General features: G+C 46.4%; 17 protein-coding genes. 4 read left to right on the forward strand and 13 right to left on the reverse strand.

Annotated elements, in window-relative coordinates; genetic code table 11:
- Nucleotide 1 precedes the first annotated feature (1 nt).
- The gene (locus FXO21_RS28185) at nt 2-1,207 is read right to left on the reverse strand and encodes a glycosyltransferase family protein (RefSeq protein ID WP_149643225.1); all 1,206 of its coding nucleotides are present in this window, start codon (nt 1,205-1,207) and stop codon (nt 2-4) included.
- An 8-nt stretch (nt 1,208-1,215) separates the two neighbouring features.
- The gene (locus FXO21_RS28190) at nt 1,216-2,154 is read right to left on the reverse strand and encodes a hypothetical protein (RefSeq protein WP_149643226.1); all 939 of its coding nucleotides are present in this window, start codon (nt 2,152-2,154) and stop codon (nt 1,216-1,218) included.
- 169 nt (nt 2,155-2,323) lie between these two features.
- Between FXO21_RS28190 and FXO21_RS28195 the strand changes: the two genes are divergently transcribed.
- Entirely contained in the window at nt 2,324-3,055 is a 732-nt protein-coding gene (locus FXO21_RS28195) for an FkbM family methyltransferase (protein ID WP_149643227.1), read from the forward strand.
- Nucleotides 3,056-3,207: 152 nt separating this feature from the next.
- The gene (locus FXO21_RS28200; protein ID WP_149643228.1) at nt 3,208-3,594 is read left to right on the forward strand and encodes an Hpt domain-containing protein; all 387 of its coding nucleotides are present in this window, start codon (nt 3,208-3,210) and stop codon (nt 3,592-3,594) included.
- Here the strand turns inward: FXO21_RS28200 and FXO21_RS28205 are convergent, their stop codons facing one another.
- From FXO21_RS28205 to FXO21_RS28240, 8 genes are all read right to left on the reverse strand, one after another.
- Entirely contained in the window at nt 3,595-5,079 is a 1,485-nt protein-coding gene (locus FXO21_RS28205; protein WP_149643229.1) for an O-antigen ligase family protein, read from the reverse strand.
- Between the two features lie 159 nt (nt 5,080-5,238).
- Entirely contained in the window at nt 5,239-6,411 is a 1,173-nt protein-coding gene (locus tag FXO21_RS28210) for a glycosyltransferase (protein ID WP_149643230.1), read from the reverse strand.
- The gene (locus FXO21_RS28215) at nt 6,408-8,594 is read right to left on the reverse strand and encodes a GumC family protein (protein ID WP_149643231.1); all 2,187 of its coding nucleotides are present in this window, start codon (nt 8,592-8,594) and stop codon (nt 6,408-6,410) included. The genes FXO21_RS28210 and FXO21_RS28215 overlap by 4 nt, the downstream gene beginning before the upstream one ends.
- The gene (locus FXO21_RS28220; protein ID WP_149643232.1) at nt 8,591-9,262 is read right to left on the reverse strand and encodes a TolC family protein; all 672 of its coding nucleotides are present in this window, start codon (nt 9,260-9,262) and stop codon (nt 8,591-8,593) included. The genes FXO21_RS28215 and FXO21_RS28220 overlap by 4 nt, the downstream gene beginning before the upstream one ends.
- A 53-nt stretch (nt 9,263-9,315) precedes the next feature.
- A complete protein-coding gene (locus FXO21_RS28225) occupies nt 9,316-10,530 on the reverse strand; it encodes a sugar transferase (protein ID WP_149643233.1) in 1,215 nt (404 codons plus the stop codon).
- Nucleotides 10,531-10,542: 12 nt separating this feature from the next.
- Entirely contained in the window at nt 10,543-10,932 is a 390-nt protein-coding gene (locus tag FXO21_RS28230; RefSeq protein ID WP_149643234.1) for a response regulator transcription factor, read from the reverse strand.
- 401 nt (nt 10,933-11,333) lie between these two features.
- The gene (locus tag FXO21_RS28235) at nt 11,334-12,557 is read right to left on the reverse strand and encodes an energy transducer TonB (protein ID WP_149643235.1); all 1,224 of its coding nucleotides are present in this window, start codon (nt 12,555-12,557) and stop codon (nt 11,334-11,336) included.
- A complete protein-coding gene (locus FXO21_RS28240) occupies nt 12,544-13,191 on the reverse strand; it encodes an RNA polymerase sigma factor (protein ID WP_149643236.1) in 648 nt (215 codons plus the stop codon). Before FXO21_RS28240 ends, FXO21_RS28235 begins: the two co-directional genes overlap by 14 nt.
- Before the next feature lie 79 nt (nt 13,192-13,270).
- On the opposite strand from FXO21_RS28240, the gene FXO21_RS28245 reads away from it, so the two are divergent.
- Complete coding sequence (locus tag FXO21_RS28245) at nt 13,271-15,115, forward strand: vWA domain-containing protein (RefSeq protein WP_149643237.1); 1,845 nt, start codon at nt 13,271-13,273, stop codon at nt 15,113-15,115.
- Between the two features lie 64 nt (nt 15,116-15,179).
- Here the strand turns inward: FXO21_RS28245 and FXO21_RS28250 are convergent, their stop codons facing one another.
- The 3 genes from FXO21_RS28250 to FXO21_RS28260 form a co-directional block, all read right to left on the reverse strand.
- Complete coding sequence (locus FXO21_RS28250) at nt 15,180-15,656, reverse strand: hypothetical protein (RefSeq protein WP_225865894.1); 477 nt, start codon at nt 15,654-15,656, stop codon at nt 15,180-15,182.
- A 60-nt stretch (nt 15,657-15,716) separates the two neighbouring features.
- Complete coding sequence (treY, locus tag FXO21_RS28255; RefSeq protein WP_149643238.1) at nt 15,717-19,934, reverse strand: malto-oligosyltrehalose synthase; 4,218 nt, start codon at nt 19,932-19,934, stop codon at nt 15,717-15,719.
- A 65-nt stretch (nt 19,935-19,999) separates the two neighbouring features.
- Nucleotides 20,000-20,377: a response regulator gene (locus tag FXO21_RS28260; protein WP_149643239.1), complete on the reverse strand. Its 378-nt coding sequence runs from the start codon at nt 20,375-20,377 to the stop codon at nt 20,000-20,002.
- Nucleotides 20,378-20,567: 190 nt separating this feature from the next.
- Here FXO21_RS28260 and FXO21_RS28265 point away from each other — a divergent pair, with 190 nt between their 5' ends.
- Complete coding sequence (locus FXO21_RS28265) at nt 20,568-24,794, forward strand: hybrid sensor histidine kinase/response regulator (protein WP_149643240.1); 4,227 nt, start codon at nt 20,568-20,570, stop codon at nt 24,792-24,794.
- Nucleotides 24,795-24,909: the final 115 nt, after the last annotated feature.

Consider the following 24,909-nt stretch of genomic DNA (forward strand, 5'->3'; position numbering starts at 1 on the left):
GCTACTTTCTGCTTAGTGCATCGGCGAGTAGTTCCGAGATCTGCCCGACCCTTTTGTCCCAGGTATTTTCCTCCGCGATCCGGATCCGGCGCTGCTTTTTGACCTCAGTATCATTATGCAAAGCATCGCTGATCGCCTCAGAAAACGAATCGGCATTGTCGCAGAAAGCGACGGCATCTCCGGTAAATTCTGTCAGGTCATCATTGAAGTTAATGGAAACCAGCGGCTTACCTGCTCCGAGGTATTCAAACAATTTCAACGGGAAAATCGTAGCACTCACCTTATCTCGCTTGAAAGGCAGCAAAGCCACATCAAACCCTTTGATCACCGCCGGCATTTCCGAGTAAGGTACGCTGCCGGTAGCGTAAACATTGGGTGTATTGAAAAACCAATCGGGAATATATGACTTATCCTGCGGGCCAACGAAAACGAAGCTTTTGTCCGAGTTTAACCCAATAATCTTTTCCAGCATATCATAATCCATTCTCCGTTCTATATTCCCAAAATAGCCGATTACAGGTTGGGGAATATCTTTCAAAACCGCCGCGACCGGCAGATCCGGGTCCAATGCTTTTTGACTGTGGCGGATATCCGCCGCGTTTGGGACAAAGTAAGTGTTGGTATTCAGCACTTTGCTGTTATTGAACAACTGCCGGCTCGTACAGAAAACCAGGTCACTCTTTTTAATTAACTCGCTTTCCGAGATTCCGCCATGCCGCGCGTCGAATGGCACAACGATCGGATCTACGCAATGATAGGCGGTTAGTTTCGGAGCTAACCCCTCGATCAGGTTTGGATAGTGGAAATTAAATGAGTTGATATAAATGAAGTCTTTAATCCGGTATTTCCTGATGATTCGTTTCAGCTTCGCCCGAATTAAACCTTCATTCATTTTAAGCAATGTACGAAACAGCTTACCTTCCGGGAGGAAATTGATAGAGAGCAGGACAGGCGGAACAACTACCTTTAAATCAGGAACATCCGTATCGATGACCGCATCATTTGCCACATCAAAATAACCCTTTCTCTTTGCGATCTCCGGCTCATTTCGCAGCCTTATATAGTCTTTGATAGTAAATGGATGCTCGACGTAAAATACCTGATTGTCGCGGGCTAGCATTTTAGCGATCGTGTAGTTGGTTGATTCGATTTTGGAATCGAACCTGGGCAGACCAAAGACGATGATTTGATGTCCTTTCAGTTTCATGGCCGGCGTCAGGCAAAATGTTGGTTTACATACTCGCGTACTTCATCTTCCGTTTTAGCGTGCAAAATCTTTGCGCCTGAAAGCCGGGGATACAATTTCTGGTAGCATTTGAAATGATGCTCAGGCCCCTTTTTCGAAAAGATCAGATTGGTACCCCCAAAATAGCTCGCCAGCGTTGCGGTACCGCCGTGAATGGAAATAAATTTGCTGGCGTTGGCATAAACGATCAGCTGTAAATGATTAAAATTATTTGCCCCGGCCTTATTCTCACGGAAAAGATCTTCCATCAAAATGATATCGGGATAGTTTTTTTCCAGCCACTCATACTCGTTCAGATCGTAAATGTCACTGTTGTCCATCGTAATATGCTGCGGCCTGGGGCGGTTGTAAATAATCGTGTATTTATCCGATAACCGGTTGAACATAAATTCCAGCAATTCAATACTATAAAAGCTTACAGGCGGTCCGTCCCACTCCATATTGTATCGATTCGCGACGATCAATATCGGCTTTTCATATACGTAGATATTGTTCTGATAATGCGCTTTCAAAGGAACAGGCAACCACTTTTTCATGTCGTAATCCTGGCTGTACAAAATCCGCGGCATTTCGAAATTATAATTCCCCCGTTCTGTACGAATATCGTACTCTTCAGTATGCTCCGGCGTGAAGAAATAAAGCTCTTTTGTGAATTTAGAACTGCTGGTAGTTTTCAATGTGCCATTCTTAAAATGCCAGTAAGCGAAAGGCAGGACAAACTGTAATTCCGGAGCAAACTCGCCCTGGAAAGAAAGTTGTTTGTATTTCGATTTGAACAAATAATCCCTTAATAAATATTGGATCTGATGGAGCCGGCAAGAATAGGTATGTCTGTAAAAGTATCTCAGGTCCGCGGGCAGTTTCCCATATTTGATCAGCACTAAAAAGCTAAGTAATTTATTGAGCATACATTCACAAATTGATCACAGAAACGTAACCCCGGCTGGTTCTTCTGGTAAAAATAAGGAAGATATGTCACTCATGTAGCAATCCTGTGGTAAAAGTATTAAATTTAAAAATACCAACTATTTCTACTAATTAAGCAGCTGGTTTCACCCGGCTGACGCGATCATTGTCATGAAAAATTTTATCCGCTACCTGTTACAAAAGACACTTTCGTTCAAAAATTATCTTTTCCTCTTTTCATTGTATTCCATCAGGACCATTGAGGCCGGAAAATACGAAAGGGAGTTTTTACACTTCATTAAAATCATTAAAGGTGACGGACTTATCCTCGACGTCGGGGCCAATATAGGGATCACCGCAGCCCCGCTCGCCAAACACCATCCACACGCCCAGGTACACGCATTTGAACCGATTTCCGAAAATTTCTCTACGCTCCAGCGCATAGTCAACTACCTGAAAATAAAGAACATAAAACTTTTCAATATCGCACTGGGAAGTGAGGACGGCACCCTGAAAATGATCATGCCGATAAGAGGAAACTCACGGATGCAGGGATTGAGCAAAGCCTACGAAGAAGGTGCTGGTGAAAAAGGTACAATATATGACGTCCCTTTAAAGAAATTGGATCATATATATCCTTTTGAAACGAATATAAGTGCTATGAAAATTGATGTAGAAAACTTCGAGCTGGAAGTTTTACGCGGCTCCGTAGCCTTGCTGAAACGCAATAAACCAATGATCTACTGCGAGTTATGGGATAACGAGAACCGAACAAGCGTCTTTGAACTGCTCAAAAATATCGGCTATCAATCCTTTACGTTTAACAATGAAACAGGATCGCTGCAACCAGTCGCCCTCCGGGAAGGACTGCCCGCAGGCAATTTCTTCTTCATCCATTCCTGAGTTCCCGGGGATTCCCGATAAGGCCGGCACTTTTGTAGAATCCGAAGGTAGTCGCCGTGGGAAACGAAAAACTACTACATCAGCAAAAGAATGATTTATTAATATTAAATTTGTAGCGAACCCTCGTTTCTTATTGTAAGTCAATCATTAAAATGTCAACTACCCCGCCAGACAGTACCTTCGGAATGGATAATTCAGCAGCAGAAGATTCCCTGATCGATATTGCTTACCTCAATGAAATAACAGGTGGAGATGCCGAGCTCAGAACTGAATTGATTGATATGTTTGAATCCGAAACCGTCATTCAGCTAGCCGGAATTAAAACACATTTTGTTTCCTCCGAAGTGGAACAATTAAAGCAGGCAATTCACAAATACAGATCTTCCTTATTTTCTGTCGGACTATTGAAAACTGCTTCCAAATACAAGGAAATTGAAACAGCGCTTAAAAGGAATGAAACTGTTGAAAACCTTGGAACAAAACTTCTGAATTTGGAGCAGGAATCTATGGATGCATTACAGCTTTTGAAAAACTTCTGATCAGATTTTATTCTCAGCATTCAGCGACTCCTTTCTATCAATCAGAAAGGTCGTATGTACAATTGCTGCGGCCATAAAAAAGAGGATGTTATTGGGAAATTGCACCAGTGCTTCCTGCGGAAAATTGCCGACATTAAGTGCAAATATAACGAGCGTCATCGCCAGGCAATAAGTCTTCAGTTCCGTATTTCTGATTTTATAAAAGTTATTGATACCCATTTTCAGGATCGTAAACATCATCAGACAGAAAAGCAACAAGCCTATCCAGCCCAATTCAACTGCAACCCGGATGTAACCGCTGTCCGGGGGGAACGTTGCAAGGAAAGATTGCGGGGCAAACCGCGCGCCCCAAGCGCCGGTGGAACCTAGTCCTCCGCCGATCGGGTGTGAGAGAATGTAAGGTTGTATCCGCTTTTGATTATATTTTCTGACATTGAAAGATGCGTCGTCAGAAGGTCGGAAAGCCGTTTGAAACCTGGCTATGGTCGGACTAGAAGTAGGCATAACGATCAGGATCGCTATAAACGCAGCCGCAGCCAGGGACGCGAACAAGATTTTTTTGCTGAAATTCAATATTGCAAACGGCACCAATGCGGCAGGCACCAGTACGTAAGCGCCGCGCGTACCCGAGTAAAGCATGGCCATCAGAAACGCAAGGATCATCAAACACAAAATGCCCCTTTTCAGCCAGCTTTTCACATTGGACAGCAAAGCCACACATATCAAACTTGCGCAAACCATTGTATAGGAAAACGAAACAGGATCGGAAAATATCGAATATTTTCGCCATATTCCATTGATATACAAAAGACTAACCGATGTAGGATTATTCCATAGGTCCTGCAATTCACCTGGCGCAATACCGAAAAACTCCTGCTTGAATCCATAAATCGCTCCGCAAACCGCTAGAACAAGCCAGGTCCGTATCACCAGCCGGATTGCTTTCACGGTCCGGAGATAATAAACAAATACGAAATACATAATGGTAACCGCTGCAACCGAACGCACAGTATAAACCCAGGCAAGCCGCGACTCTGCCCAGGGATTTGCAACCTGGATCAGGTTGTAGCCGATCCAGATCAGTATCATCAGCGACACCGGATTTTTGTAAATAGAAATTTCCCAATCACGTCGTTGCTTGACCTTCATGAGAAGTCCAAGCAAAAGCAGCATTTCCAGCCCATCCATCAGCGTTCCCAATGGAAAATTAATCCCAAAACGCAGGATAAAAAACAGGAAAAACCCCATCGTCAACAATACCACAATACCAAATAGCGGATAGACGACAATGGCATAAACTGCTGGAATTGCGATCATTGCGACCAGCAGCAGGATACCGGAAGTGATCCCGCCATAAATGGTAGCGACCCCGAGCCCAATCGCGATCAGACCAAGCACGACCATTCCCACCTTTCCGTTCATCCTATCGATGAAAGGAGTATGGGTGAGCTCGCTTTGCGGATCTGGTGATAATTGATACTTCAAGGGTTTGACCGGGCTAGAAAAAAAGTATTTTAAAAAAGAATATAAAAACGCTGACAAATGCCAGAATCAACGCGATTGAGCGTGTAATGGTCTGTAAATGCGTGAGTTCCGGATCACGAAACTTGCCCTTATTTTTTTTCGCTGGCAATATTCTCATCGTCAGGGTGCTTTACGGTAGCTGTGTTTGGTCGCTACGGAAATTTTATTTGCCTTTTTTGCTTTTAAAAGGGATTTGACCTGATAAAACATAAAGACTGGTATGGATGTGAGCGATCGGATAATGCGTTTGTCGACCGACGAGTGGAATAGCGGAACTAAAAAACCGCCTACAAAAATCAGCAGTCCCGCCAGCCAGACAGCGCTCGCAGCCGGGTTGATCCATAAATCGATAGCCATAAACAATACCGAGAGGATCAGAAAAATAAACAGTGGCGGACGCAGGAGGACAAAACCGAATAAAAACCGGTTCCAGCTCAGCTTCCTGATTCCGCTGAAAACCATATCAAACCCAAAAACAAAATATTTGAACCAGGTATTAATCCAGCGCGAACGCTGATTGACAAGCTGTTCGGACTCAGACGTTTTTTCATCCCACACAATAGCTTCTTCCCTGAATGCGATCCGATGCCCCGCACCGACAATCTGTTTTTGAAGGATCTTGTCAAACCCCGCACCGACAATATCAAGGTGGCCCAACGCCTCTTTATACAATTTCACTGTAAACGCCATTCCCGAGCCGGAGAGTGTAGCCGAAGAGCCTGCGCCAAAAAGCTTTTCGCCATCATAGTAATGATAGTAAATGTCACGCGCTGCGTCCAGACAAGCGTACACAGAATCCAGATTTTTCGCCTTTCGCACGCCCTGTACCGCAACAAATCCTTCATCGAAACAAACGTTCAGCTCATTCAGAAACTCGGGATCAACCAGATTGTCGCTGTCAATGATTGCCAGCCGCTCGTGCTGTCTTTTGAAATTTTTGATCGCAAAAAAATGGGAGCGCGTATTGCTGGCGAGCACAGTTCCGGGATGCAGTACAATTACTTTTTCACTTTCCAGGTGCAAACCCGACGCATCGCATTTATCGGCGACGATATAAACCAGATAGTTGGAGTAATTCAGTTTTGAAATTGAAGCAATCACATCGGGCAGCTGCTGGGTTTGCTCGTAAGTCGCTACAATCAATGCATAATCTGCTTCCAACTTTTTCGCGGCAGGCTGGCTACGTTTTTTTCTTCCTGAAAAAACATTTAGCACCAGCAATCCAACCGGGAAGACCAGGAAGAATCCGATTGCGATCTGGCAAAGCCACCAAATGTACCAGACTACTTTCATTCAGTCACCTGTTTTGAAACCTTACCTGTCTGTTTCAATATATCCTGTGCGCCGGTCAATACCCAGCCCGCCATTTTACCATTCAGGCCTTTGAGATATTCGATCTTAGAACGGTCTTCATACGAGATACTTCTGCCGCTTTCGAAAACAGAGATGACAGCGTCCGAGAAAGTAATCCATTCTTTTGCCTTATTCATTGAAACCAGCGAGTCGGCGTCTATCAGAATGGTATCATATTGGCTTTTCAGAGAATTCAATACGGTTTTGATCCGGGTTTCGTCTGCCAGTTCGAGCAGGGAAACGTCACCTCCCTTGTTGGCCAGGATTGATATCGAACCGTTTGTATTACTTAGCGAAACGGTTTCCCCTTTTGCAAGATAGTCTTCCAGAAAATTCGAGCTGCTATTGAGTTTGGTAATATCTGCCGCATTAAAATTCCCGTCGATGATCAATACCCGCTTGTTGATCCTGGAAAAAGCCCACGCGAGGCTGAGTGTCAGCAATGTCTTTCCGCTGCCTTCGTGCAGGCTTGTTACAGCGATGATTTTCGGGTCTGGAAATTCATTATCAAGCTCAAAGCGGATAGAACGGATCAGGTTGCGGAATAGCTCAATTTTACCTTCCTGCGTAGTTTCGTTTTGCAGCTCGCTGATCCGGAAACCACCTCCTACCTGATTTATAAAGCCAAGTACCGGACTGTCGGTTGCGTTGGCGAGCTGCTGCGGGTAGCGAATGGAAGAGTCAAGGAAATACAGAATAAAAAGGATAAACAGGCAGAATGCGAAGCTGATCACGCCCGACAAAATAATCAGCACCATTTTCTTCGATGGCTGGATCTTACCCGGAAGCGCTTTTTCAGCCACTTTTAATTTGGCCGGAAAGCTCGAAAGCAGCCTGGCATCGTTGTATTTCTGCAAAGCCTCCATATACTCCCTTCCCGCAATATCGATCGCCGTTTCAAACTCCTGCACACGCGCCTCATTCGGCACCAGTCCGTCAAAGCGATTGTTCAGGGTTTTCATTTCCGCTTCAATGGTCGCTAAACTATTGGCTGCCAGGTCTCTTTCCACTTCCATCGTCAGTTTTTGAGATACCAGGTTTTCTTTGACTGATAGCGGATTGTAAAGGTAACGGTCGGTAGATTCATCGATCTGGGCCGAAAGCTTCGTTTGAATTGAATCCAGGCTTGCCTTAAACTTCGGATCAAAATTGCTTTTCACATAAGCCTCATTCACGGCACGCAGGCGCTGTTTTGTAGCGACTATATTTTGATTGATCGTCGAGACCGCGCTTTCGAAATACTTGCGGTCGTTGGCATTAAACTTGTTCTCGATATTTCTGATCGCCACGCCATAAGCGATGACATCTTTTTTGGCGACTTCCCGACGCAGTTCAAATTCAGCCATTTGGCCGTAAAGACTCTTGGCCTGTTCATCCAGGTTCAGCACTCGGTTCCGAATTTTATAGTCGCGCAGGCCGTTCATTTGCTCGCGCAGTGCGAGCCGTTTTTGTTCCAGGAAGTCCGCCAGAAAGCTGATCGTTCTGTTGTAATTATCAGTAAGCCTGGACGCGTACATTCTGATAAATTCGTCGCTCAGCGTATTGATGACAAACGCAGCCATGGCGGGATTCCTGGCCTCGTACTCGATATTGATAAAATCACTATTCGAAAGCCTGAAAATCGTCAGCTTTTTCCCGAGACTTTCAGCATCGTACTGCATGTCGGCCAGTATTTTCTGGAGCTTCCTTTCAAAAGGATTGGATGAAGAAAGCTCCTGCTGGGTGCGGTACTTCTGAAGGAGTACAGCGATCGCCCGGCTTCTGGTATTTTGGTCAAAAGCCTGCAATTCTTTGGAAGCTTCGGCAAAATCATCCGTCGCGACTGCTTTCAGGTCGTGGAGCAGCAATTGGTAGGAAACCTGGCCGAGCACCCTTTTTTGCGACATCATCTGAATGATGTTATCGAATTTCCGGGAGATCTCGAAATCCTGCTCAGTACCTGAATTCATCAGCCCCTGCTCGGTTTTGTCCACCAATCCGGTAGCGATACTACCCTGCGACTTGTACTGATCGGGGAGCGATTTGACCAGAAAATAGGAGGCTACTACCGTAATCAGCGGCACAAAAATCAGTACGAACTTATTTTTGTATAATATTCTCAGGAATTGCGATAGCTCTGTCATTTGATGTCTTCCAGTTTTTGTCCCAATAACTCTTCCAGGGCACTTTTCGAAATGAGCACATCAGCCTCCGCCGAAATTTTCGCCTGCTGTCTGTCGGAAATTACGACTAACGCCTTGCTGTACTCCTCCAGGGACGTCTCACCCTTTTCATATTTGAATTTCAGCTCCTCTGCCAGCGATTCCACATCATGCAGTGCATCCGCTTTGATTCTTAGCAGCACTTTGTACTGCGCATAAGCGAAATACCGCTGCTTTACATCCGCTTCCAGGTTCAATAAATACGTATCGCGGTCGAACTCCACGGCGCGCAGCTCGCTTTTAGCTTGTTTGATCAGCGCCGGCTTTTGAAGCAGGGAGCCGATATTTACAAAAAAACCAAACTGGTACCCGTTCAGGAAGTTGGGATTGATGGTGCTGGCAAGCCTGTCGGGACTATACAAATACGAGAATGACAGGATTTCAAAGTAGGAAAGCTTTTGTTTTTTGGCGTTGTATCCGCCCGCATCTACCCTGGCCTGGTAAAGCTTGAGTTTTGGGTAGTTCTTCCTGGCGATTTCGACCAGCTTCTCCAGATAAGGGTACGAAATTTCTTCTGCCAGAGAATTTTGCGCCCTTGCCGGAACCAGTGCAATGAGGAAGAAGAAAGTTAGAAAGCAGAAATATCTCATTTAAGGGGGTTATAATGAATGATAGTTTTTTATAGAGAGGGTATTTAAAGGCACTAGACGTTTTCGGATTGCAGCAATGCGGGGAAGGTTTTCAATATGATCTGCATATCCATTTTGAAAGAAAATTCCTTTGCATAGGTAATGTCAAGCTGCGTACGCTCTTCTTCAGACATATCCGCTTTCCCCTTGCCACGCTTGGTTACCTGCCACAGACCAGTCAGACCAGCCGGCGCCGCAAAACGAAATATCTTATCATCGGTCGTCATTTTTTCTGCTTCGTAAAGCGGAAGCGGCCGGTTTCCGACAAGCGACATATCGCCTTTCAGTATATTGATCAACTGGGGCAATTCATCAATGCTCGAATTTCGTAAAAACTGGCCCAGGCGAGTAATGCGCGGATCATTCTGAAATTTCATAAATGCCGCTTTTTGCTCTTTCTGGAAGTGGTACAGCTTCTCGCAAATCTCCTTGCCATCATGGAACAGGAGGCTTTTGCATTGATTTCCTGCCCGGCATTCGTCGCACAGCCCGTTATTTTCCAGCTGCTGCACCGGCTCCGAACTTTTATTATACATGCTCAGCGCAGCCATCTTACGGATCAGCTGGTCCGCGTCGGTACGCATGGTGCGAAACTTATACAGATCGAAAATCTTGTAGCCGCTTCCTACCCTTTTCGATTTATAAAACACCGGTCCTTTCGAATCCAGCTTGATGAGGATCGCCACGAGCAGGAATACCGGCAGCAGCAAAAGGACGGCGGTTCCGGTGGTAATAATATCGATAGTGCGTTTCCAGGCCGGTGTGCGGCTACCTTCCTTACCGATTTTGCTAAGCGCTTTATTAGTTACGTACCATTGTCTCTTCTTAAAATATCTGACACGGGTAATCAGATCGCCATCATCGAAATTCACTGAAAAAACATCGTCGGCATGCTTCTTTCGTGCGGTTTCTATCGCTTCTTCCGAGAGCTTATCGACCATCAGTACATAAGGTATATTTCCAAAACCGGACGAGCTTCGGATAAAATCGAGCAGTTCAAGCCCGCCGCTGTCAACGTGCGCCACGATTACATCGGCCGGAAAGTTTTCGTACAATGCACTCAGCACACTTTCCTTGCTGCTGAAATATTCGACTTGCAGGGTATCGGCAAAATGATCGGAAAATTTAAGGTAATGGTCAAAGTCAGTGTGCAGGTACATCACCCTGAATTGAGCTGAATATGACTTTCCCCCGGTACCCATTACCGGAATCTCACTGGCCATTTCCATATCGCCTATTTATTAAGAGTATCGCTTACTACGTCGTAAAATCGCATTAATCTTCGCATGCACTTCCATTGGATTGAAAGGCTTGACCATAAAATCATCCGCACCAAGGTTCAGACATTGGATCCGCTCACTGCTTTCATCCGAGCCGGACAATATGATCACCGGGATATCTGCATACAAATTGCTTGCTTTCGCCACTTTCAAAAACTCTTTTCCGCTGAGATTGGGCATATGCAGGTCCGCAATGATCAGGTCAGCCTTATTGCCCTCTTCCAGCCATAACATCCCTTCCGAACCGTCACTTTTAATGATGACATTGAAATCTTTTTTGAGAAAATGTTCCAGTATTTTCGTGATACTGGGTTCGTCGTCGATAATCAACAGACTTCTTTTACTATCCATGCTTGGCTTAAATAAATATTATCAAATTTCTGCCTGACTTGGTCAAATGCGCCTGGCAAATCGGCGCTTTGAAATGATTTTTCATAGCGCCGGGTCACGACACTATTCAAATTATTTTTAGAATAAGTAATAATACTTGTGATAACAAAATGACTTTTGCAGATCCTTGAGGCAGCAGGCTTTTTGATTTACAATTCAGGAAAATCCGCCTATTCTTACTGGAAAAACCCATTACAAAAATTACGTAGTGACATTTGTTTTCAGGATGTTAGAGAAAGGGATGAGGAGTTAACAGTAAAATTAAATACTGGACGCAACACCACAAAAAATAAACATTCTAAATTGAAAATAATTTCAAATTAATTCTACGAATTTTTTGTAACCGATTGATTTGATTGGGTTTATTCTGCTGAACGTATCCTGAGTGATACCCTTACCGGCAATCCTGCCGGCGAACCCTGATTTGAACCCGGTTTCCAGGAAGGCCCCTGGCGGATGATTTGAATAGCCCGGTCCCGGATTTCCGCCGGACCAGTTACTTTGAAGTCAGACAGCGTACCGTCCGGTTTGACCAGGAATTCGACATAAACTGTCGTGCTGTCTTTGAATGGAATTGAGTTTTTGTCAAGATAGGCCTGATATTGCTGCCAACCTCCTTCCGGTTGCGGTTTCGCAAGCGAGACAGATGCTTTTTTAGTAGCTGCATACCCGACTATTACCGCATTTTCAAGCGCGGCCGTTTCCTGCTTCATTGGTATATTACCAAAACTGGTATCCTCCACATTCACCGTTTTATGATCATATCCCACGGAGACCAGCCGCAACGAATCGCCGGTCCTGGCCGTAATTTTGAACTTTCCCACAGAATCAGTAACCACCGCCCCGGAACCAAATGCAGAAACGGTAGCACCAGGAAGGCCACGCCCCTTTTCGTCCAGCAGCCTGCCCGAAACCAGCCTGGTCGAATTAGTCGAAGCCGGTCTCGCGCCGCTTACCTGCTGACGCAAATTGCTCAACGGCTGCGGCACCGCGGGAAATGCGGAAGGCACCGGCTCGGCAGCGGCAATGTGCTCTTCGATGATATCTGTGTCGGGAAGGTCGCTGGTGACAGGCTCCTGCGCGGGTGCAACTGCTGGTGCTGCGTTCCGATGCTGCGCTGAAAATGCAGTTCTCGGTAGTGTTTTAATGCTTTTTTCGGGAGGCAGGGCGGCACTTTCAGGCTGAATTTCCGGCTTGGCCGCAACTTGCGCATTGGGCGAGGTTTTTACCGCAGGTAGCTCCGAGCTTGCTTCCTGCATGGCTTTTTTATTTGCATCCTTAAAAACAACCAGCCAGGCTATTCCAACAACGAGAATAAGTGCAGCTGCCGCGGCGTAAACCGGAAATGCAAAGCGTTTATTGGTTTTCTTATCGATTCTTTCGTGTAATGAGCGGCTGAGATCTGCGCTGATTTTTTGCAGGTCGAGATTTGTTTCCTGCATCAGCAGAAAGCCGTCGTACGCATCCGAGAAAGCAGGATCAGCCAGCAACTTTTTTTCAAAAGCGTGCTGTTCCTGTTCCGACATCTCGCCGCGATAATAGCGGAGAAATCCAGGAAAATTCGCCGGTTGATCAGTATTTGCCATTTCTATCCATACAAATTTTCAAATTCCGCTTTCCATTCTGGATATAGCTTTTCACTTTACTCAATTCAAATCCCGTTTCCGCTGCGATTTCCCGGTAACATTTATCCCGGAGGTAGAAAAGCTCAACGGATAATTTTTGTTCCCGGATCAGGGTTGCCATGCATTTTTCCAAAGAAAGCAGGTGTCTTTCCGAAATGTCGATCTGATCACCTTCAATACCATCTATCGAGGCCGATTCAATCAGATCTGCATGATCATCAGCAGTCACGAAAGTCCGCTTCACCCGGATCTGCATCAGACAATAATTCCGGCTGACAGTATGCAGCCAACTTTTCAGATTCGTTACTTCGTGCGTTTTCAGTTCTGCCGCCACTTTTTCAAAAAGCTGCATCACTGCGTCCTTCGCTTCGTCTTCTGCTTTCAGATATTTGAAACAGATCGCGAAAATCATTTCCATATAGGGTTCATACAAAGTCCCGAGCAGGCCGAGGTCGCCAGACTGCCTGTAAACCGCCAGTTTTTCCGACTCCGTAAGCGGATCTTTCTCATTGTTCCTGAAAACCCTTAAAAACTTCACATGTGTATGCTTAGTGAAAAACCCTGCTGCTAACTGGTAGATGCAGCGGACGATCATTTTCCATAAATATTTTTCAAAAATTTATGGAAACACCCTGGCGACTGCATCCAGTCAATAAACTAAAACTTTGTGAACCATGAAAGGAAAGATCGTAATACTCCTCGCATTAATTCTGAGTGCATTTGCATTGGCGCCCGAGAGGACAGTGACCGGCATTGTAAAGGATGTTCAGCATATCCCGCTTTCGGGAGCCATTGTCAGTTTAAAAGGAGGCGGCATTCGTGCCGTAACCGATAGCACGGGAAAATTCAGCATTACTGTCCCGGCTTATACCAAATCCATACAAGTAGCCGCTCCGGGCTTTGTTACCAGGCAAATCCCCCTTACTTCTGCCAGCAATATCCAGATCATACTGCAACAGCTCGCACTACCAGTTAGCGATGCCGCTGTCGCCTACGAATCCGCACCAAAACGCGTTGAAAATCAACTCACTAAATCCATTGTCATCGGTTATTCGGGCGCGGCGATTCGCCAGAGAGCTAATACGGAAGCCTACAAGGTGGTAAATGAGACCGGATTTACGATTGCTGGCCAACAGGCAGTGACTACTTTCGCAGTGGATGTGGACAGGGCTTCTTACAGCAATGTGCGCCGTTTTTTAAACAACGGAAATTTACCGCCGGCAGACGCGATCCGCATTGAGGAAATGATCAACTATTTTGACTACGCTTACCCGCAGCCAAAAGGCGAACATCCGGTTGCGATCCACACCGAACTGACCGATTCACCGTGGAATAAAGGGTTGAAGCTGCTCCACATCGGATTGCAGGCCAAAACGATCCCAACGGACAATCTGCCGGCCTCCAACCTTGTATTCCTGATCGACGTATCTGGTTCGATGATGGATGAAAATAAGCTTCCATTGCTTAAACAGGCATTTAAACTGCTGGTTGACCAGCTTCGTGAAAAAGATCAGATCTCCATTGTAGCTTATGCAGGAGCTGCCGGCACCATTCTTCCGCCCACATCAGGCAAGGAAAAAGTGAAAATCAAAACGGCGCTCGATGAACTGGAAGCGGGCGGATCGACGGCTGGCGGAGAGGGTATTCAGCTGGCTTACAAACTTGCCAAAACGCATTTTTTACCAAAAGGAAATAACCGGGTAATCCTGGCTACCGACGGTGACTTTAATGTCGGACTTTCGAGCGAAGGCGATTTGCAGCGGCTGATCGAGGAAAAAAGAAAAGACGGCATTTTTCTGAGCGTAATGGGTTTCGGAATGGGCAATTATAAAGATAACCTGGCTGAGACACTGGCAGATAAGGGAAACGGGAACTACGCCTATATCGATAATATCCAGGAAGCGCAGAAAGAATTCGTGCACGAATTTGGCGGTACACTTTTCACGGTTGCCAAAGACGTCAAGGTCCAGATAGAGTTCAACCCTGCGCATGTGCAGGCTTACCGGCTGATCGGCTATGAGAACCGTGCATTGAAGAATGAGGAATTTCATGATGATAAAAAAGATGCGGGGGAAATGGGTTCGGGACACACCGTTACCGCGATCTATGAAATTATACCCGCCGGGTCAAAGAATGCCTACCTGCCTAAAACGGATGAATTGAAATACCAAAAACCAAACAGCACTGATCTAGGTAAGACGAATGAAATGCTAACTATCAAAGTGCGCTACAAAAAACCGGATCAGAATGAAAGCGTGCTCTTCGATCTGCCTGTCAAAAATTCATCCAAATCGTTGGAAGCCAGTTCTGAAAATGTGCGTTTCGCGAGTGCAGTGGCACAATTCGGCTTGTTACTGCGCAGTTCCGACTTCAAGGGAAATGCTTCCTATACAAACGTGATCAGTCTCGCCAAAGGTGCATTCGGGAAAGATGAAGAAGGTTATCGTTCCGAATTTGTGAAGCTCGTAAAAGCCGCCCAGGCTATCGATAGCAGAGCAGAAACCGCAAGCAAGGATTGAACAAAATCGCCAGGTACGCTGAACTGCGTGCCTGGCGCTTTACTGAGAATTACGTGTACACCTTTCATTTCGCCGCCTTAAACTTCAATGCTATCCTGGTAACATTCGGATAGTCGTATGCAGTGCTTTGCGTTTTCATGGAGAATGCTTTTTCCTGCACATCGGCCGGGGTGATCGTCCAGTCGCTCGGTGCCGATTTGGCGCCAGGCAGGCCTACCCGGATATTTTTTTCGTTGCGCTTCCATTCCAGCAGAAAAGGTTTGCTTTCACCTTTGAAAACGCCGGAAAACGTCCCGTCCGTCCGGATTTCAACTATCTCCATGTACCGCTGAAAATCAATCCCACCAAATTGCTGGGTCATTTTACCATCCTGAAACGTTACCACATCATTGACCCTGATTTCGTCGATCTTCCATTTCGGGGAAGCAGTCAGAATTTCGGCTGCTTCCTGTGGATCGTCTGCCGATTGCTGGCAGGAAATCAGTGCCGCTGCTATGAGCATGGCCAAAAAAAGTCCTGTTACCTTGTTAAATGCATTCATATTGATTTCAAATTGCAGGCCGTCTGCCGGTTCGCAAAGTAACCGGTATTTGGTAAAATCCTAGTCACGATTGAACAATACTGTCAGTTCGGCGAGAAATTGCCCGTGTTCGTCACTTATCTGTCCCGGTAGCAGGCGCCAGGCCCAGTTTTCAGCATTGGAACCGGGCAGGTTCATTTTAGCACTTTCATCCAGGTTCAAAACATCCTGCATCGGCAGCATAGCAACTTTCGCTACCGAAGCATATACCAGGCGCGCCATTTCGCGGTAGGCATTTTCTGCTGTCACCTCTTTACCGATATAGGCTTCTAAACGCTGCTTAACACCTTCCTGTGCCGTTTGCTCAAACCATCCTTTGACTGTATTGTTATCGTGCGTCCCCGTGTAAGCGATGAAGTTGGCCGAATAATTATGCGGAATATGATCCGATTGCGGCATATTTTCGTCAAATGCAAACTGCAATACCTTCATACCGGGCAGGGAAAATTTGTCGCGGAGTTTGTAAACTTCGGGGCTGATTTCTCCCAGGTCTTCTGCGATAAACGGAAGCTTGCCCAGTGCGGCCTCTATCTTCTGGAAGAAATCCGCGTCGGGCCCCGTCTTCCAGGTTCCATTAACCGCAGTTTTTTCGCCGCCAGGTACTTCCCAATAATCTGCAAATGCACGGAAATGATCCAGTCTGACAAGATCAAAAAGCTCTATATTCTTGGCCAAACGGTCAATCCACCATTGGTATCCTTGTTTTTCAAGTTCCGGCCAATTGAAAACCGGCATCCCCCATAGCTGGCCATCCTCTGAAAATGCATCCGGCGGCACACCGGCGATACCGGAAATTTTCCCCGATTCGTCTACACAAAAAAACTGCCGGTTGGCCCAAACATCCGCTGAATCGTAGCTTACATAAAAAGGAATATCACCAAGCATATTGATATCCAGTTGATTACAATAAGTTCTCAGATTTTTCCACTGTTTATCAAATATATATTGCTGCCATTTCACAAAATCGATCAGCCCCTTATCATCCTTTTCAACCTCTGCGACAGCATCCTGGTCCCGGCTCCGGAACTGCTCGGGCCACTCGTACCATGGGGCGCCGCTATGCTTCCTTTTTAATGCGACATATAATGCAAAATCAGGCAGCCATTCGGTATTATTCCTGCAAAAAACATCAAACGATTTCTTTTCCTCATCATCGCTTTTATTCGTGTAAGCTTCGAAAGCCTTTTTCAGCAGCTCCGTCTTGATCAGGTCCGCTTTATTGAAATCTGTCTTCGCAGAAGGTTCCTGCTGATATTTCGCTAGCCATTCTCCATCCAGCAAACCTTCCGTAACAAGCATATCAGGACTGATAAGGAGCGGATTACCGGCCCTGCTGGACAAAGCGCTGTAAGGTGAATTGGCCTGAGATGCTTCGGTCGGGTTTAACGGTAATATCTGCCAAACCTTCTGATCGCTGCGGTTCAGAAAATCGGCAAAGGCAAATGCTTCGGGGCCGAGATCACCAATTCCGTAAGGCGAAGGCAGGGAGCTGATGTGCAATAACACCCCCGCTTTTCGCTCATTATCCAGCTTGGTACCCTTTAAGATCGCCACCGGCATTGCCCCAAATACCTCTTTGGGCAGAAGCTTTCCCTGTAATTCCAGCTCCCTACCCCCCAAAATATCCTCCCAATCCGGTGAAAGACTATCCGGCAAAACCACACTCGTGTCTTTCCAATCCAGGTCAAAAAAGCTGGTTTCCTGCTCCCTGCACAGTGTTGCGATGTGCAACGGGATCACTACCACGTAAAAGTCTTTTTTGCTTTTTCTGGCAAAAGCCATTAAATGCTGCTTGTATTCGCCGCGCGTTTTGAGCGGAATATATTCTCCCTTTGTAAAAAGGAGGCTTTTATCAGCTCTCAGCTTAAAAAGATGATTCGTCAGCCACAACTTAATCTGTGCGCTGTAACGGTTTTCCCACAAGCTCCGGGCGATTTCTTCGGGCTTTTTATCCTCCAAATCCTGCAACCAATCTGCACGTTTGGCATAATCGACAGGCCGGCGGTTATCCGGATCGACCAGACTCAGATCCCACAACTCGCAGCCCTGGTACACATCCGGCACGCCCGGGCATGTGAATTTGAGCATCAGCTGAGCAAGCGAATTAATGATTCCGTAGTCAGCTATTTCATTTAAAAAAGCCTTGAAATTCTGGTAAAAGGGACTTTCTTGTTTTAAAATCTGGGTTACAAAATCCTTGACCTCCTGTTCGTAAGCTTCATTTGGCTCTGACCATGTAGAATTGACTTTTCCCTCCCGCAGGGCTTTTTGAAGATATTCTTTTAGGCGGGCCAGAAAATCCTCCTCGTCTTCCCCGGGCATTGGGTAAGCGCCCACAATGGTTTGATAAATAAGGTATTCGTCATTTAAATCAGGCCCGCCTTTTTTGAGACCGGCATTCATTTCCCTCCATTCCCTGACCTTCCCGATCCAGACCTCTCCCAGATCAGTCAGCACATTGAGCCTCGCCCTGACGTCCTCCCCTCGCTTGGTATCGTGGGTCGAAGTCGCGTTCAGCGCCATCGGCCAGTGTTGTTGCCGGTTACGCATGTAAGCATGGAATTCCTTGACGGGCACGCCAAAACGATCCGGAAAATCGCCTACTTCATTGTGCCCGATGAAGCGGTGATTGGTATACATTAAGGTATCTTCCCCACCCTTCGCCATCAGCGGCCCCGAAAACTGCATGCATCGCTGGTAAAATTCAAGGGCCCTGCTCCGGTACTCTTCGTCAGCCTGATTAGGTCGGACTATCATACACTCTTCGAATAACCTGGCGGGCATTTTCAGGTTGGGATGAAATTTCAGAACTTCTTCAATCAGCCCTTTCAAAGCTTTTTGATCCGTTTCCGGAAGCGGCATCTGATTTCCGTAGTACCTGTATACAGGACAATGAATCAGCAATTCACCGACAAATACTTTGAGATCTTCCTTTCCCGATTGTTCCAGCTCCTCGCCGCTGGCAAGTTGCAGCTCGACAAAGAGCTGGTAAAGATTTTCCAGCTCGCCGCCCATGTGCCCGTAGAGAATCTCTGATTTCTTACTAAGCAACTGATCGTGAACAGACTTGTCCAACTGCGTGATCGATTGATAGAAAGTATCAAATGCATTGAGCGAGCCCGCATTGGTGAAGAGGTTATTGACCATTGCCAGGAACTCATAGCCCGTAGTACCTTCAATCGGCCACCCGGCAGGCAGCTCTTCTTCCTTTTCAAGAATTTTTTCTGCAATAATATAGGTATCGTGGCCAACTGCTGCCCTAAGCTTTTGAAGGTAGGAAGCCGGATCAAAAAGTCCGTCGATATGATCAATGCGCAAGCCTTGCACTACGCCCTCGGTCACCAGTTGTCTGACCAGCTGATGGTAGGCATCAAAAACCTCGTCATATTGCATATTGAGGCAAATGAGGCCATTGACCGTGAAAAACCGACGAAAATTGATTTTCTCCTCGGTGGTCTGCCAGTGGCAAAGTGCATAAGTCTGCTGGTCGACTATTTCCCGCAGCTTCGCCGGATCATTGTTGAAATATCCAAGTGCCTGTTTAAGATGGGCTCCTACCTGCTCTGTCTTTACCAGCGAAGCCAATTGCAGTTTCAGCTCATTGAACCTTTCCGAAAAGGCCCTCGGCTCCTCCACCTCATTGATTTCCTTCAACTGGCTAAGCAGCTGCTGAACTGACTGCGGCTGGTTTTCAGGAGAATACGAAAGAATGCTCACATAAGACCTGAGATTCAGCGGAAAAACGGCGCTTTCATATTGCATGATTAGTCTATCGTCGGCATAATCAAGCTGCAGCCCGTTACTTTCAATCACTTCGCTGAGGTCCCTGGTCAGAAAGGGCACCATGATCTTTCCATGAAACATCCTGTTGTTCCAGGCTATATCAAAAAAAGAGGCGTATTGAGATTGTTGCCCTTTTTCGAGCACGTCCATCAGCCACGGGTTTTCGGAATGAAAAGCCATGTGATTAGGCACAATATCCTGCAGCCAGGTGATTCCGGCCTCTTTTAATTTTTCACTTATTTTCCGAAGCTGCTCCAGAGAGCCTAATTCAGGGTCAATTGCTGCGGGATCAACGCCATCGTAACCATGTGTACTGCCCGGTGTCGATTCGAGAATAGGAGATGCGTAGATGGTGCCGACACCGAGTTTTTGAAAATAGGGTATCCGTTTTTCGAAGTCGTCAAATGAAAATTCGGGATTAAATTGAATGCGGTAGGTAGATGAAGGATAGTTCATAGCTGGCTATTGATTGTCAGAACCTGCCCTTTAAATATTATGCCAGCTGGTCACCTCAGCCAGATTTACCCGGCTATCATCGATTTTAATAACGATATATCCAGTGGCTTCGGAAGTAGCCGGATAATGTAAGGATCGTTTTCAGCTCTGATTATGTCGTTCGCATCCACCGTGGAGGAGATCATGTAAAGCCGGATACGCGCCCGGATCGCTTCGTCGATCTGCGCGTAACGCTCCGCAAATTCGAAACCATTCAAACCGGGCATTTGCAGGTCGAGCAGAACCACTGTCAGCGGAATCCGGGCAGTTTGCCCTTCGAGATAATCGATCGCCTCTTGTGGAGAAACGAAGGCTCGCACACGCGTAGCCAGACCGCTTCTCAAAAGCAGCTTTTCCTGCGTAAACAGGTCGAATTTGCTGTCATCAATAATAATAAATTCCATTGAAATGAGTAGTAAGCTGCAAAAAGCGCGATCTGGGAATTTATAGTTTGCTAAAAGTAGAAAAATATTTTTTTTATACTTTTAAAATATCTTTGTAGAATTAGTTTTTGCTAACTTGACAACATTTAGTAAAATCCTCCCTCTATCTTTTCAGTGTTAAGTAATACCACATTCCGGAACTGATTCCCCGATGAAAATACCTTTACGATGGTGCCTTGCGCTCACCCTGTTTTTGCACAGCGCCAGTGCGCAGACAATGCAGCGAACATTTCGGTATTTGACAACAAATCAGGGACTTTCTCAAAACAATGTAACCGACATCCTGATGGACCGTCGTGGTTTCATGTGGTTCGGCACACAGGACGGGCTGAACAGATTTGACGGCTATAAGTTTACCGTGTACAGGCAGGATCCACATAATCAGGCGAGCATTGCCGAGAGCTACGTAACAGACCTGTTCGAGGACAGCCGGGGAAGGCTATGGATAGGTACGCAGGATGGCGGGTTGAGTATGTATAATACTGAGACTGATCGATTCACAAACTACCGGCACGATCCTCAAAAACGCACTAGTATCAGCAGTAACAAGATCACTTCCATTATTGAAAATGCAGACGGAAATTTATGGATAGGAACCGCAGGGGGCGGGCTCAATTTCTTTGACAGCAAACGGAAAACTTTCAAAAGCTACCGGAATGATCCTGGCAATGTTTCCAGTATCAGTGACAATTTCATAAAGGATCTGCTGATCGATCAGCGTGGAACAATGTGGGTTGCAACACGGTCTAACGGGTTGGCGAGGTTCAACCCCGGATCGGGAACCTTCTCCCGCTTCACGCATGATCCTGTCAATGCCAAGTCACTGAGCAAAAACGAAACAAACAGCGTTTTCGAGGACAGGCACAAAAATCTGTGGATCGCCACTGAGGGCGGCGGGCTGAACCTGATGGACAGGCAGACCCAGACTTTCAAAGCTTTCCGGAATAATCCTGACGATCCGGGCAGCATTTCCCACAATGATATATTGTCTTTTGCAGAAGACAAAAGTGGCAGATTATGGATAGGCACGCGTAACGGGGGCATTAACATCCTGGAAAAAGATGGTCGCTTTACGCGCCATGAGTTCAGCAAACTAGAACCCGGCGGTATCAACAACGGCTCAATCTACTCTATTTTTTGCGACCACGTGGGTACCATGTGGGTCGGTACTTTTTCCGGGGGGGTGAATGTTCTGGATTTTGAGCCCCTGAAATTTAACCGGTTCCGAAGCAGTACGATCGCTTCCAGGGGATTGAGCCACGACAATGTGCTCAGTATCCTGCAGGACTACGAAGGAAAAACCTGGCTCGGCACCGACGGAGGAGGAATTAACGTATTGGATTCAAATACGGGCAGCTTCGATTACCACGAGCATCACCGCAATAATCCCTTTTCTGTGGCGAGTAATTTCATCACGGCACTTTATGAGGATTCGGACAGGAAGATATGGGTGGGAAATTATAAAGGCGGACTGAGCATTTACGACAGGCCAGGCAAGCGATTTCTCAACCTGAACCGTGATCCCGAGGTAGCCAGAATCATCCCTTCGAATATCCACACGCTGCTTGACGACCGGAAAGGTTATATCTGGATAGGCACCTCTGAGGGACTGCTCCGGTACGGCAAATCGACGCATTCATATATCGGCTACAAAAACGAGCCGGCAGACGGTAAAAGCATTAGCAACAGCAGTGTACAAACCCTGTACATGGACCGCAGCAGGAAGCTCTGGATCGGTACTGAGGGCGGCGGTTTAAATGTATTGAACGAGCAGTCAGACACATTCAGCCACTTTGTCCACGACGCGAAAAATCCAAAAACAATCAGCAATAATCTGGTCAATTGCATTTATGAAGATACCAGAGGAAATCTGTGGATCGGGACTAACGGGGGACTGAATCTGTTTGATCGAAAGAACTTGATTTTCACCAGCTACCGTCAGAAAGACGGATTACCGAGCGACCTGATCTGGGGAATCCTGGAAGACGGTCATGGAATGCTGTGGATCAGTACCAACAACGGATTGTCGAGATTTGACCCGGCGGCGAAATCTTTCCGCAACTTCGATATCAGCGACGGATTGCAGGGGACTTCGTTCAACAGAATGGCTGCTTATAAAGATAAGAGCGGCCAGATGTTTTTTGGCGGTCAAAACGGACTTAACATTTTTCACCCCGACAGCATCCGCTACAATAATTTTATCCCGCCCGTATATATTACCGACTTTCAGATTTTCAATGAATCAGTACAAGTCGGCGGTGGATCGCCACTCAAAAAACACATTACCGAAACACAGGAGATCACCGTTTCTTATCAGGATCTGATGCTTTCATTTGAGTTTTCGGCACTAAACTATACCCTTTCCCGCAAAAACAAATACGCCTACAAGCTCGAAGGCTTCGATCAAAACTGGATATACTCGGGCACAAACAGGAAGGCAACCTATACGAACCTTGATCCGGGCGAATACCGCTTCCGGGTAAAGGCAGCAAACAATGACGGCATCTGGAATGAAACAGGTACCTCGGTCCTGCTGCGGATCGTCCCTCCTTTCTGGCAAACCTGGTGGTTCAGAGGGCTGGTATTACTCGTGGTATTGGCGGCTGTTTATCTGCTTTACCGAACCAGGATCAGGGTAATACAAAGTCAGAAACAGGTTTTACAGCGTAAAGTTTTTCAGCGCACCAAGGAAGTTATCCGACAGAAACAGGCGCTTGAAGAACAGGCCGCCGATTTGCAAAAACTCAACGACGACCTTCATCAAAAACATATCCTTGAACAACAGGCACGCGAGGATGCGGAGAAGGCGAACCAGGCGAAAAGTGTTTTTCTGGCAACGATGAGCCACGAGATCCGCACACCTATGAACGGTATTCTGGGCATGGCGCTCCTGCTTTCACAAACTGAAATGAGCGAGGACCAGGCGGAATATACAGAAACAATTATCAGCTGCGGGGACGGACTGCTGACTGTAATCAATGATATCCTCGATTTTTCAAAAATAGAATCGGGCAATATGGAGCTGGAAAGCAAGTCTTTTGACCTGCTCGAATGTATCGAAGAGGTGCTGGACATATTCGCCGGAAAAGCTGCCGATCTGGGACTTGATCTGGTATATCAGATAGACCCTGATATTCCACCGCAAATAACAGGCGACAGTCTCAGGCTGAAACAAATTCTGATCAATCTGGTTAGCAATGCGATCAAGTTCACACATGAAGGTGAGATTCTGGTGCAGGTAAAACAGCAAAAACTGAATGGTCAGAAGGATGTCGAGCTGATGTTTCAGGTACAGGACACGGGTATCGGTATCGCAGCCGATAAGCTGAACCTGCTTTTCAAGGCTTTTTCACAAATAGATTCTTCACACAGCCGGAAGTATGGAGGTACCGGGCTCGGTCTGGTAATCAGTCAGCGTTTGGTGGAGCTGATGGGCGGCAGCATTCATGCAGAGAGTGAACCGGGGAAAGGTACCAGCTTTTATTTTAGCATTAAAACTCAGGCAAGCAAAAACCAACCCGAGCGAACAGTCACGGTAACAGGCTCGGAAATCGACGGAAAACAGGTGCTGATCGTTGACGATAATAAGACAAATCTGCGAATAGTAGAATCGCAGCTGAAATACTGGAAGCTATCGCCTGTACTGGCGTCGTCGGGGGCAGAGGCGCTTGCTATTCTAAATTCGGAGCATAAAATAGAACTGGTGATTACCGATCAGCATATGCCCGAAATGACCGGTGTGCAGTTAGCGACCAAAATAAAAGAGAATTTTGGTGAAATACCTGTTGTGCTTCTCACTTCCGTAGGCGATGAAACCAGAAAAAATTACCCCGGCATCTTCTCCTCGATCCTGACCAAACCGGTTAAGCATCAGAAGCTTGGCGAAGTTATTAAAAACCAGCTTTCCCGGCAGATAGTAACAACTGAGCGCAAAGTAAATTCCGAGAAGAACCTGCTCTCGGGCGAATTCGCCGAGGCTTTCCCACTCAAAATCCTGATTGCGGAGGACAATGCCATTAATGAAAAGTTATTTGTCAAGGTTCTATCTAAAATGGGTTATGCGCCCAATGTGGCCCGAAATGGCAAAGAGGCACTTGATGAGGCTCGAAGATTCAGCTACGACCTCATTTTTATGGATGTTCAAATGCCCGAAATGGACGGACTCGAGGCTACCGGACGCATCCGGGAACTTCCTGGCACCCAACCGGTCATTATCGCCATGACAGCTAATGCGATGCAGGAGGATAGGGAAATTTGCATTGCCGCGGGAATGGACGATTACCTGGCCAAACCACTGCGGTATGAGGAAATAAAGTCTGCACTTGAGAGGGTGTACCACCTTCGGACTACGGCTGCGAACAATAGCAGATCAGCGTAATTTCAATATCATCATAATCAACTCTTAATCAAACATTTGTTTCAATAAAAAAATGAACGGGGCGAAAGCGCCTGGCCGCTGCATTTGAGAAAATCCTTTTCTGCAGGCATGATTT

It is taken from the genome of Dyadobacter sp. UC 10 (assembly GCF_008369915.1).
Classification (GTDB): Bacteria; Bacteroidota; Bacteroidia; order Cytophagales; family Spirosomataceae; genus Dyadobacter.

What these genes read in the sequence shown, in the direction of transcription:
- FXO21_RS28250 (WP_225865894.1), bottom strand. Translation starts at nt 15,656, where the DNA reads ATGAATGCATTTAACAAGGTAACAGGACTTTTTTTGGCCATGCTCATA.
- FXO21_RS28190 (WP_149643226.1), bottom strand. Translation starts at nt 2,154, where the DNA reads ATGCTCAATAAATTACTTAGCTTTTTAGTGCTGATCAAATATGGGAAA.
- FXO21_RS28210 (WP_149643230.1), bottom strand. Translation starts at nt 6,411, where the DNA reads ATGAAAGTAGTCTGGTACATTTGGTGGCTTTGCCAGATCGCAATCGGA.
- FXO21_RS28215 (WP_149643231.1), bottom strand. Translation starts at nt 8,594, where the DNA reads ATGACAGAGCTATCGCAATTCCTGAGAATATTATACAAAAATAAGTTC.
- FXO21_RS28220 (WP_149643232.1), bottom strand. Translation starts at nt 9,262, where the DNA reads ATGAGATATTTCTGCTTTCTAACTTTCTTCTTCCTCATTGCACTGGTT.
- FXO21_RS28185 (WP_149643225.1), bottom strand. Translation starts at nt 1,207, where the DNA reads ATGAAACTGAAAGGACATCAAATCATCGTCTTTGGTCTGCCCAGGTTC.
- FXO21_RS28245 (WP_149643237.1), top strand. Translation starts at nt 13,271, where the DNA reads ATGAAAGGAAAGATCGTAATACTCCTCGCATTAATTCTGAGTGCATTT.
- FXO21_RS28260 (WP_149643239.1), bottom strand. Translation starts at nt 20,377, where the DNA reads ATGGAATTTATTATTATTGATGACAGCAAATTCGACCTGTTTACGCAG.
- FXO21_RS28200 (WP_149643228.1), top strand. Translation starts at nt 3,208, where the DNA reads ATGTCAACTACCCCGCCAGACAGTACCTTCGGAATGGATAATTCAGCA.
- treY (WP_149643238.1), bottom strand. Translation starts at nt 19,934, where the DNA reads ATGAACTATCCTTCATCTACCTACCGCATTCAATTTAATCCCGAATTT.
- FXO21_RS28235 (WP_149643235.1), bottom strand. Translation starts at nt 12,557, where the DNA reads ATGGCAAATACTGATCAACCGGCGAATTTTCCTGGATTTCTCCGCTAT.
- FXO21_RS28225 (WP_149643233.1), bottom strand. Translation starts at nt 10,530, where the DNA reads ATGGAAATGGCCAGTGAGATTCCGGTAATGGGTACCGGGGGAAAGTCA.
- FXO21_RS28230 (WP_149643234.1), bottom strand. Translation starts at nt 10,932, where the DNA reads ATGGATAGTAAAAGAAGTCTGTTGATTATCGACGACGAACCCAGTATC.
- FXO21_RS28265 (WP_149643240.1), top strand. Translation starts at nt 20,568, where the DNA reads ATGAAAATACCTTTACGATGGTGCCTTGCGCTCACCCTGTTTTTGCAC.
- FXO21_RS28240 (WP_149643236.1), bottom strand. Translation starts at nt 13,191, where the DNA reads ATGATCGTCCGCTGCATCTACCAGTTAGCAGCAGGGTTTTTCACTAAG.
- FXO21_RS28195 (WP_149643227.1), top strand. Translation starts at nt 2,324, where the DNA reads ATGAAAAATTTTATCCGCTACCTGTTACAAAAGACACTTTCGTTCAAA.